The organism is Acinetobacter sp. 1207_04 (assembly GCF_052850415.1).
On record NZ_VXCQ01000009.1, the window covers coordinates 59,610 to 73,447 of the forward strand.

The 13,838-nt window shown below is 36.9% G+C and carries 15 protein-coding genes; 9 read left to right on the forward strand and 6 right to left on the reverse strand.

Annotated elements, in window-relative coordinates; translation table 11 throughout:
• Positions 1-111 precede the first annotated feature (111 nt).
• Positions 112-1,833, forward strand: a complete 1,722-nt coding sequence (locus FW754_RS09715; RefSeq protein ID WP_446324522.1) for a glutamine--tRNA ligase/YqeY domain fusion protein — start codon at positions 112-114, stop codon at positions 1,831-1,833.
• Between the two features lie 186 nt (positions 1,834-2,019).
• On the opposite strand, the gene FW754_RS09720 is transcribed toward FW754_RS09715, so the two are convergent.
• The gene (locus tag FW754_RS09720; protein WP_446324523.1) at positions 2,020-2,553 is read right to left on the reverse strand and encodes a lecithin retinol acyltransferase family protein; all 534 of its coding nucleotides are present in this window, start codon (positions 2,551-2,553) and stop codon (positions 2,020-2,022) included.
• A gap of 183 nt (positions 2,554-2,736) precedes the next feature.
• Between FW754_RS09720 and FW754_RS09725 the strand changes: the two genes are divergently transcribed.
• Positions 2,737-3,513: a phosphodiester glycosidase family protein gene (locus FW754_RS09725; RefSeq protein WP_446324524.1), complete on the forward strand. Its 777-nt coding sequence runs from the start codon at positions 2,737-2,739 to the stop codon at positions 3,511-3,513.
• Between the two features lie 123 nt (positions 3,514-3,636).
• Here FW754_RS09725 and FW754_RS09730 read toward each other — a convergent pair whose 3' ends face one another.
• The gene (locus FW754_RS09730) at positions 3,637-5,274 is read right to left on the reverse strand and encodes a long-chain-fatty-acid--CoA ligase (RefSeq protein WP_446324525.1); all 1,638 of its coding nucleotides are present in this window, start codon (positions 5,272-5,274) and stop codon (positions 3,637-3,639) included.
• 617 nt (positions 5,275-5,891) lie between these two features.
• Here FW754_RS09730 and FW754_RS09735 point away from each other — a divergent pair.
• Positions 5,892-6,104, forward strand: coding sequence for a hypothetical protein (locus FW754_RS09735; RefSeq protein WP_446324526.1), 213 nt, complete (start codon positions 5,892-5,894; stop codon positions 6,102-6,104).
• A gap of 94 nt (positions 6,105-6,198) precedes the next feature.
• Here FW754_RS09735 and bioB read toward each other — a convergent pair whose 3' ends face one another.
• Both bioB and queG read right to left on the reverse strand, forming a co-directional pair.
• The gene (gene bioB, locus FW754_RS09740) at positions 6,199-7,188 is read right to left on the reverse strand and encodes a biotin synthase BioB (RefSeq protein WP_419349224.1); all 990 of its coding nucleotides are present in this window, start codon (positions 7,186-7,188) and stop codon (positions 6,199-6,201) included.
• Positions 7,189-7,490: 302 nt separating this feature from the next.
• Positions 7,491-8,588 (reverse strand): tRNA epoxyqueuosine(34) reductase QueG, encoded by a 1,098-nt coding sequence (gene queG, locus FW754_RS09745; RefSeq protein ID WP_446324527.1) that lies wholly within the window; start codon positions 8,586-8,588, stop codon positions 7,491-7,493.
• A 46-nt stretch (positions 8,589-8,634) separates the two neighbouring features.
• Here queG and FW754_RS09750 point away from each other — a divergent pair, with 46 nt between their 5' ends.
• From FW754_RS09750 to FW754_RS09760, 3 genes are all read left to right on the forward strand, one after another.
• Positions 8,635-10,104, forward strand: coding sequence for an NAD(P)H-hydrate dehydratase (locus tag FW754_RS09750; RefSeq protein ID WP_446324528.1), 1,470 nt, complete (start codon positions 8,635-8,637; stop codon positions 10,102-10,104).
• Between the two features lie 15 nt (positions 10,105-10,119).
• The gene (locus FW754_RS09755) at positions 10,120-10,407 is read left to right on the forward strand and encodes an acylphosphatase (protein ID WP_446324529.1); all 288 of its coding nucleotides are present in this window, start codon (positions 10,120-10,122) and stop codon (positions 10,405-10,407) included.
• A 176-nt stretch (positions 10,408-10,583) separates the two neighbouring features.
• Positions 10,584-10,925, forward strand: a complete 342-nt coding sequence (locus FW754_RS09760) for a hypothetical protein (protein WP_446324530.1) — start codon at positions 10,584-10,586, stop codon at positions 10,923-10,925.
• A 98-nt stretch (positions 10,926-11,023) separates the two neighbouring features.
• Here the strand turns inward: FW754_RS09760 and ruvC are convergent, their stop codons facing one another.
• Positions 11,024-11,569, reverse strand: a complete 546-nt coding sequence (gene ruvC, locus FW754_RS09765) for a crossover junction endodeoxyribonuclease RuvC (protein ID WP_409510154.1) — start codon at positions 11,567-11,569, stop codon at positions 11,024-11,026.
• A 146-nt stretch (positions 11,570-11,715) separates the two neighbouring features.
• Here ruvC and FW754_RS09770 point away from each other — a divergent pair, with 146 nt between their 5' ends.
• From FW754_RS09770 to FW754_RS09780, 3 genes are all read left to right on the forward strand, one after another.
• Entirely contained in the window at positions 11,716-12,078 is a 363-nt protein-coding gene (locus tag FW754_RS09770) for a hypothetical protein (RefSeq protein WP_409510153.1), read from the forward strand.
• Between the two features lie 132 nt (positions 12,079-12,210).
• Positions 12,211-12,789 carry an FxsA family protein gene (locus FW754_RS09775; protein ID WP_446324531.1) on the forward strand — a complete coding sequence of 193 codons (579 nt, stop codon included), beginning with the start codon at positions 12,211-12,213 and terminating at the stop codon, positions 12,787-12,789.
• A 193-nt stretch (positions 12,790-12,982) separates the two neighbouring features.
• Positions 12,983-13,615, forward strand: coding sequence for a LysE family transporter (locus tag FW754_RS09780; RefSeq protein WP_446324532.1), 633 nt, complete (start codon positions 12,983-12,985; stop codon positions 13,613-13,615).
• Here the strand turns inward: FW754_RS09780 and FW754_RS09785 are convergent.
• Positions 13,600-13,803 (reverse strand): hypothetical protein, encoded by a 204-nt coding sequence (locus FW754_RS09785; RefSeq protein WP_446324597.1) that lies wholly within the window; start codon positions 13,801-13,803, stop codon positions 13,600-13,602. The genes FW754_RS09780 and FW754_RS09785 overlap by 16 nt on opposite strands.
• Positions 13,804-13,838: the final 35 nt, after the last annotated feature.

Here is a 13,838-nt window from a genome sequence, read left to right on the forward strand (position 1 = left end):
TAAGCAAACTGTAAACTACAAGGCAAGCAAAAATGCAGATTTCTTTTGTCTATAGATTCAGAAATGCATTTTTATTATCCTATTTTATCTTAAAGAAGTGATTTATCAACTATGAAGCCAAATGATGTTGTTTCAGACCTGCCAAAGAACCCGACAACCAATACCGCACCTGTCGATGCTGCGCAGCAAGAACAACAGGCAGGCTTGGACTTTATTCGTCAGGTAATCACTGAAGATATTGGTGCAGGACGCGTATCATCTGTGGTGACACGTTTTCCACCAGAGCCGAATGGTTATCTACATATTGGTCACGTAAAAGCTATCTGCCTGAATTTTGGTATTGCAGATGAGTTTCAAGGTTTATGTAACCTTCGTTTTGACGATACTAACCCTGATGCAGAAGAACAGGAATATGTTGATGGTATTGCCAACGATGTAAAATGGTTAGGTTTTGAGTGGGAAGGTGAGCCACGCTATGCATCAAGCTATTTTGATCAACTACATGCTTGGGCAATCCAATTGATTAAACAAGGTGATGCTTATGTTGATTTACAATCTGCAGAAGAAATTCGTTTAAACCGCGGTAATTTTGTTGAACTCGGTAAAAACTCTCCATATCGTGATACCTCGGTTGAAGAAAATCTTGAACGTTTTGAAAAAATGAACAATGGTGGCTTTGGTGAAGGTCAAGCGGTATTGCGTGCCAAAGTGGATATGGCATCACCAAACGTTCATATGCGTGATCCCATTTTGTATCGTGTACTCCATTCTGAACATCACCAAACAGGTGATAAATGGAAAATGTACCCGATGTACGATTATGCGCATCCATTATCAGATGCGATTGAAGGTATCACACACTCGCTCTGTACGTTAGAATTCCAAGATCACCGTCCGTTCTATGATTGGATCGTGGAAAAAGTTAAATCGCCTACAGTTCCACATCAATATGAGTCTAGCCGTTTAAATATTGATTATACGATTACCTCTAAACGTAAATTACGTAAATTGGTAGAAGGTGGTCATGTTAATGGATGGGATGACCCACGTATGCCAACAGTTGTTGGTATGCGTCGCCGTGGCTTTACTCCTGAAGGTTTACGTGATTTCTGTAAACGTGTTGGCGTATCGAAAACAGATGGTATTGTTGATGTAGCTATGCTTGAGTTCTGTATTCGTCAATCTCTTGAAAATACTGCAGCACGTGGTATGGCGGTTTTAAACCCACTGAAAGTAACATTAACGAACTTACCTGAAGCGATGGACTTGGTTCATGCTCGTCATCCAAATGTTGATATGGGGGATCGAGTTATTCCCTTGACTTCAGAAATTTATATTGATCGTAAAGATTTTGAAGAAGTAGCACCAAAGGGTTTTAAACGTTTGATTCCTGAGGGTGAAGTGCGTTTACGTCATGCTTATGTTATTAAATGCGATGAAGTGATCAAAGATGCCAATGGTGACGTAGTTGAGTTGAAATGCTCAATTGATCCTGAAACTTTAGGTAAAAATCCTGAAGGGCGTAAGGTGAAAGGCGTTGTGCATTGGGTTTCTGCGACAAAGGGTCTTCCTGCGGAAGTTCGTATTTATGATCGTTTGTTCACTGAAGCAGCGCCTGATGCAGATGATGATTTCCTTGCTCATTTAAATCCTGATTCATTACAAATTGTTCAAGCTATCATTGAGCCTGCTTTGGCACAAGCGCAACCTGAAGATCGTTTCCAATTTGAACGTGAAGGTTATTTTGTGGCAGATCAATATGATCATACGAGTGACAAGCCTGTGTTTAACCGTATCTTAGATTTAAAAGATAGTTTTAAACCGGGTAAATAATCTGAGTTTTAATTTGATTCAGTTTTAAAATTAATAAAAAACCTCATTCTTGGATGGGGTTTTTTTATATTTAGTCGTTAGTATGCAGTAGGTTGATAAATAGCCTAAGCAGAATGTTGTGTTTATTCAATCAAAATATTTACATTAAGTTACATTTGAAAAATCTATTAAATCAGTGAATGGATATTATTTTTTTTGTTCTTGTTTTTTAAGCATAATATAGGCAGGTAAATGCATTTTACGTTGGGTGCGTAATTTAAGTTTAATATACCAAACTAGGGCGAAAGCAGTCGTTGCAATGGTGAGGAATAAACCATTCATATAACTCATAATTGAACTGACATAGCCAATTGTAGTGAGTCGATTCATCATCTTGACAACTTGAGGACTACTTTCGATTCCTGTAATTGCCCAACTACATAAATGTTCACAGTTATTAATAATCAGGTGATAGTGGTTTTCATTCATTCGAGAACGCATACGGCGTACCACAGCACGACCTCTAAATTTAGGTTGATTATAGTTATGAATGAGGATGGGTTTGCCCCGAGAAAACTTTTCGATAGTAGTGATTTCTATAGGCTTTTTTTTGAATAAATGCGCAAATCCTGAATAGTGGATGACACGGCCCCGTCCGGCATAAATTCCGTGATGGCTATAGCCAAAATTTTTGACAATGAGATGACTGCCAAGCCTGTATTTGTCTGAACGTTTTTGCATAAATCCTATAGATTCCAATAAAGGTACATCTGTATTTTATTGAAAGAGTGATTTGATTATACCTAAAAACCGAGTGGTGAGTAGACTAAAAAAGTAGGTTTGTCTATTTAACTGCAAAATTATGTGACAAACTTTGAATTAAATAAAGTCACTTGTCGAATCATTAAATCTGAGTATATTGAGATGATTATTCATAGTTTTATAACAAAAAACTTAATATTGATGGGGTTGTTGGTTAGCTTGTTGGGGTGTCATTCAGGTTCTGCTGAAGTGATTTATCAGAATGCACAGTATAAAAATATGCATCTAGATATTTTTAAGATCAGTGATTTTAGGCAATTAAAACTTTTTTTAAATGATCAAAATCAACAGCCTTATGGTTATTTTAAAAATGTGCAAAAAGATCTTAATGCATGTCAAAGCTTAGTATTTGCAATGAATGCTGGAATGTATCATCCAAATTATCAACCTGTCGGTTTGTATATTGAAAATGCTCAGCAGTTAAAAGCGCTTAATACAGAAAAAGGTTTTGGTAACTTTTTTATGCAGCCCAATGGGGTGCTTGCTTGGAATTCAAAAAATGCTGTGATTGCAACGACGGATGAACTCCAAAGGTCGAAAGAATTTAAAAATTTAAATCCACTCTATGCAACTCAGTCAGGTCCCATGCTTGTCAGTCATGGGCAAGTGAATGCCCTATTTCAGAAAAATGCTCAATCACGTAAAATTCGTAATGGTGTTGGCATTAAAAATCAGACACTGTATTTTGTGATCAGCCGTAAGCCAATCAATTTTTATGATTTTGCACAAGTCTTTAAAACACAATTAAAAATTGATAATGCGCTTTATTTGGATGGGACTATATCAAGTGCTTATCATCCTAAGCTAGATAGTCCTAAACAACATTTCAAACTGGGTCCAATGGTGGGATGGGTCAACAATGAAAACTGTGCTCATTAATACGTGCGATGGTTTGTAGTTATATTATATAAAAGTATTTTTATTATGAAAAAAGGTCATCTAAAGTTGGATGACCCTTTACTTTTTGATTGTAAAGACTCTTATATTAAAAATGAAAAATGCTTAGTTTGTTTCACTTTCAAGTAAAACCGAACCAAACTGCTCACGTAAATCTTTTTTCAGCATTTTTCCTGTGCCTGTCAGTGGAATAGAGTCCACAAAAATTACACGGTCAGGAATTTGCCATTTAGCAATTTTATCTGAGAAATAATGGAGTAATTCAGCTTCGGTAATATCGCTATCTTGTGCCTTAATAGCAATAATAATTGGGCGCTCATCCCATTTACGATGAATAGCAGCAATAGCGGCAGCCATTGCAATTTTAGGATGTCCCATCGCTATATTTTCAAGCTCAACAGATGAAATCCATTCACCACCCGATTTGATTAAATCTTTTGCGCGGTCTTGCAAATTAATAAATCCATCAGCATCTATGGTTGCAATATCACCTGTGTCGAACCAGCCATCTTCAGTTAATGCACTTTCATTTTTACCATAATAAGCGTTAATGATCCAATGACCTCGAATTTGTAGATTACCTGAGGTATTGCCATCATTCGGTTGTTCAACAATACCTTTTTCTTGTTCAGTAATACGAACTTCTACGCCAAACGGTGGACGACCTTGAGACAGGCGAATTTGTAATTTTTCATCATCAGATAAAGCATTGTGCTTCGATTTTAATTGGTTCAATGATCCAAGTGGGCTTGTTTCAGTCATTCCCCATGCGTGAATTGTTTCGCAGTCATACACATCACGGAACGTTTTCATCATCGCAGGTGGGCAGGCAGAACCACCTATGACATTGCGTTTTAATGTTGGAAGTGAGCTATTTACAGCTTTTGCTGCAAGCAATAAACCTTGCCAAATGGTCGGAACACCAAGAGCAATGCTGACTTTATATTCATCAATCAGCGCAGTTAAACTAGCGCCGTCGAGACCTGGTCCAGGCAATACCAGTGTACAGCCGACCATTGCGGCAATGTAAGGTGTACCCCATGCGTTGACATGGAACATTGGAACAACAGGGAGCATGATATCACGAGCTGAAAGGTTTAATGAGTCGGGCATTGCACCTGCATAACTCTGTAAAACGGTTGATCGATGAGAGTACAGAGCTCCTTTGGGATTGCCTGTTGTACCTGAGGTATAACATAGTGAACTTGCTGTATTTTCATCAAATTCAGGCCATTCGTATTCTGCAGATTGCTCTGCAATGACGACATCATAGAATTTAACATCTGGAATGGCATCGGCAACGTCTTGGTCAAATGCACTTAAGCAAATGAAGTGTTCAACATGAGGTACATGGGGTTTAACGGCTTTGATGAGCGGTAAAAAGGTTTTATCGAATAAAATGACACGGTCATTGGCATCGTTAATAATGAAAACCAATTGTTCAGGAAATAAGCGTGGATTGATGGTGTGACAGACAAGCCCACTGCCTGAAATAGCGTACCAAGACTCAAGATGACGATGGTTATTCCAAGCGATCGTTGCAACTCGATCACCTTGTTGCATGCCTAAAGCATTAAGTGCATTGGCAAAGCGTTTTGAGTTTTCAGAGATATGTGTCCAATCTGTTTTCGTAATGGTGCCGTCTGTATTTTTAGAAATGATCTCGGTATCACTGTGATAGCGTGCTGCATGTTTTAACAGGCTGCTGATCAACAGCGATTGAAACATCATACGTCCTTGCATTTTTTATATCCTTTACATGTACTTGAATTTTAGATTCTGTTTTTATATCTTTCCTGACTCATTTTCCTATAAATGGAAAAAAAGAGCTTGCTTTCATCCTAACCGAATCACAGGGTTAATCAAGTTAATTTAAGCAAGTTTTTATTTTATTTTTAAAATTAAATACAGCAAAACAATAGCTTGTATTATTCTCATTATATGAAAATGAAAGCGAACAAATACAAAAAATATTTTAATTTTTATTAAAATGAATACTTGAATAATCATGGGAATATGATAAATATAATAGGGTAGCAAATTTTGATATTGATATTTCAGGATGGAATATCGTCAGTTGCTTTAGCCAAGGATAGAGAGGTAAATCTATAATGTTAAAACTATTAAGGGAATTTTTGTGTATTCACATTTACGAATACGAGCATCAAGCAGGGGATGTTGAGCATATAGAGTGTCGTAAATGCGGAGTTCATAAAGCGCATTAATTTAAGTTAAAAATACATGATCCACTACAAAATCGAAGTGCATAAACACTTCGATTTTTATATTTGCAGTTAAATTTTTCATTATTACGTTGAAGCCGTTAGACTGCATCTATATTCAAATTGAAATGATGTGCTATGCCAAAAGACTTTTCTAAGCAAACCTATGTTGTTGATGATGTACTTGCTGATACTTTAACGTGGCTTTGTCATCATCAAGATACTTTTGATGCATTTGAATATGATGCGCTTACTCAAATTTTAAAAGTGCATCATGCCAATGGTACAGATCAGATACGAGAAGGTATGTTTCTGAATGCCAAATACGGTATTTTAATTACTTCGTTATAACTTTATGTTGTAATCAAAATGTATAAAAATGGCATAAAATGAGATTTCATTTTATGCCATTTTACTTTTAACGTTTAGAACTAGGTATTAGGTTTTAACCTGCCATCGCATCAACAGATAATTCAGCAACTGTCTGTTTGGCTTTCTCAGCTTGTAAGCCGAGTTTTTGGAAGAGTTGTTTGTCTTTACCATCGCCTGCATTTGGCGTAGTTAAGAGCTTTTCACCACTAAACAAGGAATTTGCACCTGCCAAAAATGCCAATGCTTGATCAGAGTCAGATAATGCTTCACGACCCGCAGATAAACGTATATAACTTTTTGGCATAATAATACGAGCAACTGCGATGGTGCGAATCCATTCAGTAACATCTAATTTTTCGACATCGGCAAGTGGTGTACCTTCAATAGGAACTAACATATTGATTGGTACGGATTCAGGGTGCATAGGCAATGTTGCTAATTCTTGGAGTAAACCTACACGGTCATTACGGTTTTCACCTAAACCGACAATCCCACCACTACATACTTTCATACCTACACTACGAACATGATCAAGCGTATCTAAGCGGTCATCAAAAGTACGTGTGCTAATAATATGTGAATAATATTCACGAGAAGTGTCAAGATTGTGATTGTAGTAATCAAGTCCAGCTTCGTGTAATCGTTCAGCTTGAGATTGATTGAGCATACCCAATGTCATACAAGTTTCTAAGCCTAATGCCTTTACTTCACGTACCATTTCTAAAACATAAGGCATATCACGCTCATGTGGATTACGCCAAGCAGCTCCCATACAAAAACGTGATGAACCTGATTCAAGAGCGTCTTTTGCCTCGCTAATCACTTTGTCTACAGCAATACGCTTTTCGGCTTCTAGTTTTGAATCATAATGTGCTGATTGTGAACAATATTTACAATCTTCAGGACATTTCCCCGTTTTAATAGATAGTAAAGTACTGACTTGAATGACATTGGCATCAAAATATTCACGGTGAATTTGCTGAGCCTTAAAAACAAGATCCATAAAAGGTTGTTCATAAAGATGTTGAATTTCTTCACGCGTCCAATCGTTGCGGGTGGTCATGGGTCAAATCCGTGATATATACGTTATTTATGTTTTATCATACAGTGTTTGTGCAAAATCCAAAGGGCAAAAATGTACAAAGTTGATGGGATCTGTCGATAAAAAATAAGTAATTTATAAAAAATAAATGTTCAATTTAGTTGCAAAGATTGGCTAATTTTTGCAGATATAGTGACATAATTTTAAAAGAGAAGAGTTTTAATGTTGTGTTGAATTGGCGACTAAGTCGATAATTTTAAGCTAACTTTGTTAGTAACGTGTATAAGTAAAAAAAATTAAAAACTGTGGTTAATATACAAATTTTATGGCTTTTTTTTACTCAATTGTTCCTCAATTGCCCAATCAATATGGACTTGCACAATATTATCTTGTTGATGTGGTGGTTGTTGAAGTTTACTTAAAATTTCTTCAGAAAATGGTGCATTACCCAAGCCAATGGCGATATTACGCATAAAGCTCTGATAACCTGTACGTCGTATTGGACTACCTTCGGTACAATTAAGGAATGTTTGTTCATCCCATTGCCATAAGTCTAATAAATTAACATCATCCAAACCGTGACGAGGGTTAAAGTCGTCAATGGTGGCTTTTTTTGCAAAGCTGTTCCAAGGGCAGATCAGTTGGCAATCATCACAGCCAAAAACTCGATTACCGATACCACGGCGTAATTCTTCAGAAATAATACCTTTATATTCAATGGTTAAGTATGCAATACATTTACGAGCATCAAGCATGTACGGTTCAACAATTGCTTGAGTTGGACAAATGTCGATACACGCTGTACATGAACCGCAATGTTTCGTTGTTGCTTCATCAAAAGGCAATTCTAATGAAGTAAATAATTCACCTATAACAAAGAAAGAACCTGATTTTTTATGAATAAGTAAAGTATGTTTGCCAGTCCAGCCCATGCCTGCATTTTCAGCCAAAGATTTCTCAAAAACAGGGGCTGAATCGGCAAAAGGGCGAGATTCAAACTCACCAACTTTTTCACGAATAATATTCGATAGAGTTTTTAAACGCCCACGCATGACTTTGTGATAATCACGACCACGCGCATAACGGGCAATGATGGCTGAGTTTGGTTCATCAGGCACATAACGTGGTTTTGGTGTTTCTACCAAATAATTCATTCGCACACAGATAATGCTTTTTGTACCTGGGACGAGCAGGGTTGGGTCTGCACGTTTTTCTAAATTTTCTTCTAAAAATTTCATATCGCCATGATAGCCACGTTTTAAATATTCTTTGAAACGTGGTAATTCAGCTTGAGCATCGGGGCGAGCAATGACACAATCAGCAAAGCCCAATTGCAAAGCCTGATCTTTAATCCATGCTTTTAATTCATGTGGATCAATCTGTTGCAGTGGAATAGAGGGTGTAACTGAAGTTGCCGACATAGTAAATTAATGCGCTATTTAAAAATGAGAAGAAAAGGACAGAATCATGCCTAAGCAAGTTTATCATAGCCATGAAATTCAAGCATGGGAGCATCGTTGGTTTGAGCAACAAAATAGTTCGTTTGGCTTGATGAAACAGGTTGCTTGGATAGTTTCACAGCGTTTAGATAACTTGTTTCAAAATGAATATTCACACATTCAAAAAATAGCCGTGTGGTGTGGTGCAGGCAATAACGCTGGTGATGGTTATTGCCTCGCAAGTTATTTAAAACAAAAAGGTTATTTGGTTGAGATATTTGCAAGCGATACTAGTCATTCGGTTGACCTACAATCTGCAATCAGAATCGCCAAGCAAAATCATGTGATGATTCATCAGAATTTTAATCTTTTATCTGCCTTTGATTGTCATATTGATGCTTTATTTGGTATTGGTTTAAATCGTGAGTTAGATGAGCCTTGGCAAGCTATTATTCAAAAATTTAATGCTCAAAAGGGTTTGAAAATAGCAATTGATCTTCCAAGTGGTTTAAATGCTAATTCAGGACAGCCTTTACCTCTTGCTATTAAAGCAGATTATACCTACACCGTTTTAGGGCTAAAAGCAGGGTTATTTACAGGACAGGGCAAGGAGTATTCAGGCATTGTCTATGTGATTTCAGTGATTCCTATAGATTCAGAGTTAAACACTTTAGCGAATTTATCACCTTTAAATATTCAGCTACCACAACGGCAAGCCTTTGGTCATAAAGGCAGTTATGGACATGTTTTGGTGGTTGGTGGTCATGCGGAAATGGGCGGTGCTGTAATGATGGCAGGCGAGTCAGCGTTTAGTGCAGGCGCGGGCAAAGTCACCATTGTCTGTGATGCTAAACATCACACAGCCATTCTTTCTCGTTCACCCAATATTATGCTTCGTGATATTAACCTATTATCTGAGCAAGACATTCAAAACCTACTCGATCATGTCGATGCGGTGAGTTTTGGTATGGGCTTAGGACGTGATGATTGGGCAAAACAGCAATTTTTAAAATGGTTTACACCCATTCAAAAAAGTGAACACTTACAAATCGTTTTGGATGCAGACGCTCTATGGTTTTTGGCTGAACAGTCGACCAAATTGAATGAAAAAACTTATTTAACGCCACATCCTGGTGAGGCATCTAAATTGTTGAATTGTTCAGTCGCAGAGATTGAACATGATCGAGTGAAAGCCATTCAAAAACTTCAAGAAAAATATGCAGGGCAATGGGTACTTAAAGGTGCAGGCAGTTTGATTTTAGAAGATCAACTTTGGATTTGCACAGCAGGCAATGCAGGTATGGGTACAGGTGGTATGGGGGATGTACTCGCAGGCATGATTGCAAGTTTAAAAGCACAATTTTCTGAGCAAATTCATTTGCATGAAATCGTGACTTTACATGCGTTGGCAGGTGATTTTTTAGCGAAAAAAGGTATGCGTGGTTTACAAGCACAGCATATGAATGAAGCGGTGTATGCTGTGGTCAATCTTAGTTAATTCGAGTTATTTAGAATGCAAGTAATCAAATTATTGATCAGCGGAAAAGTTCAAGGAGTTGGTTATCGCCGTTGGTTTGAGAAACTGGCTATAGCGCTAAAACTGAATGGCTATGTGAAAAACTTACCAACAGGTGAGGTAGAGGCCGTGGTTGTTGGGAATGAAACTGTGATTTCAAGGTTAATTACACATTGTTATACAGGTTCTACATGTGCGCATGTAACACAGATTGATGTAACGCAGATTGAGCAAAAAAATTTGGAGCAGATATCTGAATATACCGATTTTAAGATATTACGATGATTTTATTTTCAAGAGAAAAAAGCGAGTTTTAAAATCTTTAAATGATAGTTTGTATGATATTGAAATCAAATTTTCAGGGACAAAAAAGATGAAAGTTCTGATAAAATTGTGTCAGTAAATAAAAAGGCTTTATTAGTATAATGATCAACAGGAAACATTTATTCGAGTGAAATAACATGATAGAAAAGTATTTGGTGGTGGGTGTTGTGGTGGCTTTATGTCTTGCACTTATTGCCTATACCCAATTTTCAGGTCGAAATACCGAAGATAAAAGTTTGAGCTTTAAAGATAAACTACAGAAAGCTTTTGCTGAGTTTAAAATAGTTGAGCGTAATCAAAATTTAATTATTTGCCGTGAAATTGAAAACCAACGTATTCTCGATGAATTGGTTTTGATTCGTATTGATCCAAATCAACAGAAAAATTTGCGTACATCGGGGAAAATGCTGATAGTGACCTATTCAAAACAGCCAAGTATTCGTGAAGTGACAAAAGATGCTGTAGCGTATTTGGCTTAACTAGATTTAAAACATCTATCTAAAAATGTTGAGTTATTTGAGTAAGGCGAAATGATAAATATTTCGCCTTATCTTTTTATAAGTCTAATCTTCTTGATTTAGCGACGACGACTGCTGGTACGGCTACGCCCACGTGCCATTCCACCGAGTGCATTGAGTACAGCAAGCTTACTCATACTGCCAGAAGCATGTGCATGACAAATAGCAGCAGCAAGAGCATCGGCAGCATCTTGCTGCGGCTTAATCGAAAGATTCAGTAATCTCATCACCATCATTTGCACCTGTTCTTTATCTGCCGCTCCATAGCCCACAACAGATTGCTTGATTTGTCGTGCAGAATATTCGGCAACTTGTAAGTCTAAATTGACTAATGCCGCAATAGCAGCGCCACGAGCTTGACCAAGTTTTAATGCGGAATCTGGATTTTTTGCCATAAAGACTTGCTCTACAGCAGCCTCCGTTGGACCATGAAATTTTACAATACGTTCAATCCCTGCAAAAATTCGTTTGAGTCGTTCAGGCATTTCAGTTGTTTCTGTGCGAATTGTCCCTGCATCGATAAATTTTAGTTTTTGACCATCTTTTTCGATGATGCCATAACCTGTAAGACGTGAGCCTGGATCAATTCCAATAATTAAAGACATAAAAAGACGAAGTTAAAAGATTGAGACAATTATATGATTTGGCGAGGAAAATGTAAGTATAATTTTAATGATGATAACTCGATTCAAGAATGAGTGATTTTATAGATGATTATGATAAGTGCTGATTTGGTCTTTGTAGGAAAGTAATGGGTTTAAATATTCAGTCCTTTTGTTTAAAACAGGGCGTGGTCAAAAATAAAGAAGTGTATTGGATTCATCGCATACTCGCCATTTTCTATGCTTTAGTTTGTGGTTTCATGGCTATTGGGCTAATCAGTACATTTGAGATGATGAATAGTGTTTTTGTACTTTTAGTTGTATTACTACCTTTGGGGTGGATCAGTTATTTACATTGGCTCGCATCGCTTGAATCTATGCAAGGAACAGAGCGAGGACGTCGTATGACTTTATTTATTGCTCTGATTTTATTGATGGCTTTTCCTTTGGGAACACTCATTTCAATATGTTTACTTTATAAAAGTAGCCAAAATTTATGGCATTTTGAGTAGAAAGCTAAAATTTACCCTTTAAAATTTTAGAAATGCCCATATAGTATTTTAACAACGATGTAAATATTGATCACGTATGTGTGCAATGTTGTATCAAAATTTATTGAATTATTTGAGATTAGATTAATTTTCATGAAAATTGCATTGGTGGTTCTTATCGGTTTGGTCCTCGAAATCCTCGTTTGGATTGGTGTGGGCGATCTTGTTGGCAGTATGTGGTATGTCTTTTTTTGGTTTATTGCTGCATTTTTTATTGGTGGAAGTATTATCCGTAAAAACTCGCAAGGTTTAATGCCTCAGATGCAACAAATGCAGATGGGACAAATGGCAGATCCATCATTGGCAGGGAATTTACCTAAATTGATTGCAGGTTTTCTGTTGTTAATTCCAGGTTTGATCACGGATGTACTTGCTGTTTTACTACTAATCCCTGCTGTTCAAAATGCACTAAAAGCAGCCATGATGAAAGTGATGATGAAAAAACAACAAGACATGATGAACAATATGATGGGGGATTTAAATGGTATGGGCGGTGCAGGCGCACAAGGTCAAAATCCATTTGCAGACATGATGCGCCAAATGCAAGATATGCAGAATCAACAAAGTGGTGGTACAGGGCGTTATAACGATTCTTCAGTGATTGATGGTGAAGCACATGAAGTTCAACCTCAACATCAACAGATTGAATTAAAGGATGTGAAGAAAAATTAATCTTTAATCAGTACTGTAGATATACTGTATTGAACAAGTATTCATAAAAAATCAAAGTCGGATCACAGATCCGACTTTTTGATTTTTAAATATTTATATTTAAAATAAAAGCATTTAATTTGAAGGATTATTTTTTAATATTTGATACATTTTTAAGTATAATTTAGGACTCTGCGATTCAGATTTTTGATCCATGTCTTTGTTAATCACCATTTGTTTATTACATTTCATTGCACAATTAAGCCCAGGTCCAGACGTTTTACTTGTTGCTAAAAGTGCAGCATCCAATAGTAGAGCGAATACATTAAAAATAGTTTTGGGCATTAGTGTCGGTATTGTGGTATGGGTAGTGCTGACTTTATTGGGTTTTACGGTGTTGATTGAACAATGGCCGTGGATTCAACAAGCCCTGATGTTAATTGGTGGATTTTTTCTTGCCAAAATGGGTTATGGCATGTTGAAGGGTGGCTTGTTAAGTTTAAAACAACAGGCTTCACTTGATGGTGTTATGGAACAAAAGCCACAAAATTATTTTATGTTGGGTTTGTTCACCAATTTATCCAATCCTAAAACGCTAATTTATTTTAGTAGTGTATTTTCTTTAGCGCTGAGTTCGAGTGCAGGGGCAAGCTTGAAACCGCAACTTGCTGTCATTATTCCGATACAGACGTTTGTGGTCTTTTCATTGCTGACTTTAATTATGTCTATGCCCAAAATGAAAGCCATGTATCAACGCGCTGGAAGCTATATTGATATTATTTCAGGTATTTTTTTCCTCATTTTCGCCGTATTTTTATGGATAGATGCCGTTCATTTGTTCGGCTGATCACTGTTTAAAGATTGTGGGGATTCAGGCTTAGGTTCTTTTTCTATATGTAGGCATGCTGAGTTAGTTGTATGCTCAGCTCGATATTGTGTAGGCTCGAGTACTGTTTGTTGATTTTCAGAGTTTTGATATTTACGACTACGGTTAGCGCGTTCCCGAAAACCACCTTTATTGATGAGTTGTACCATGTTAAAGCTCATTGTGCGAATCATGCTCATTTTAA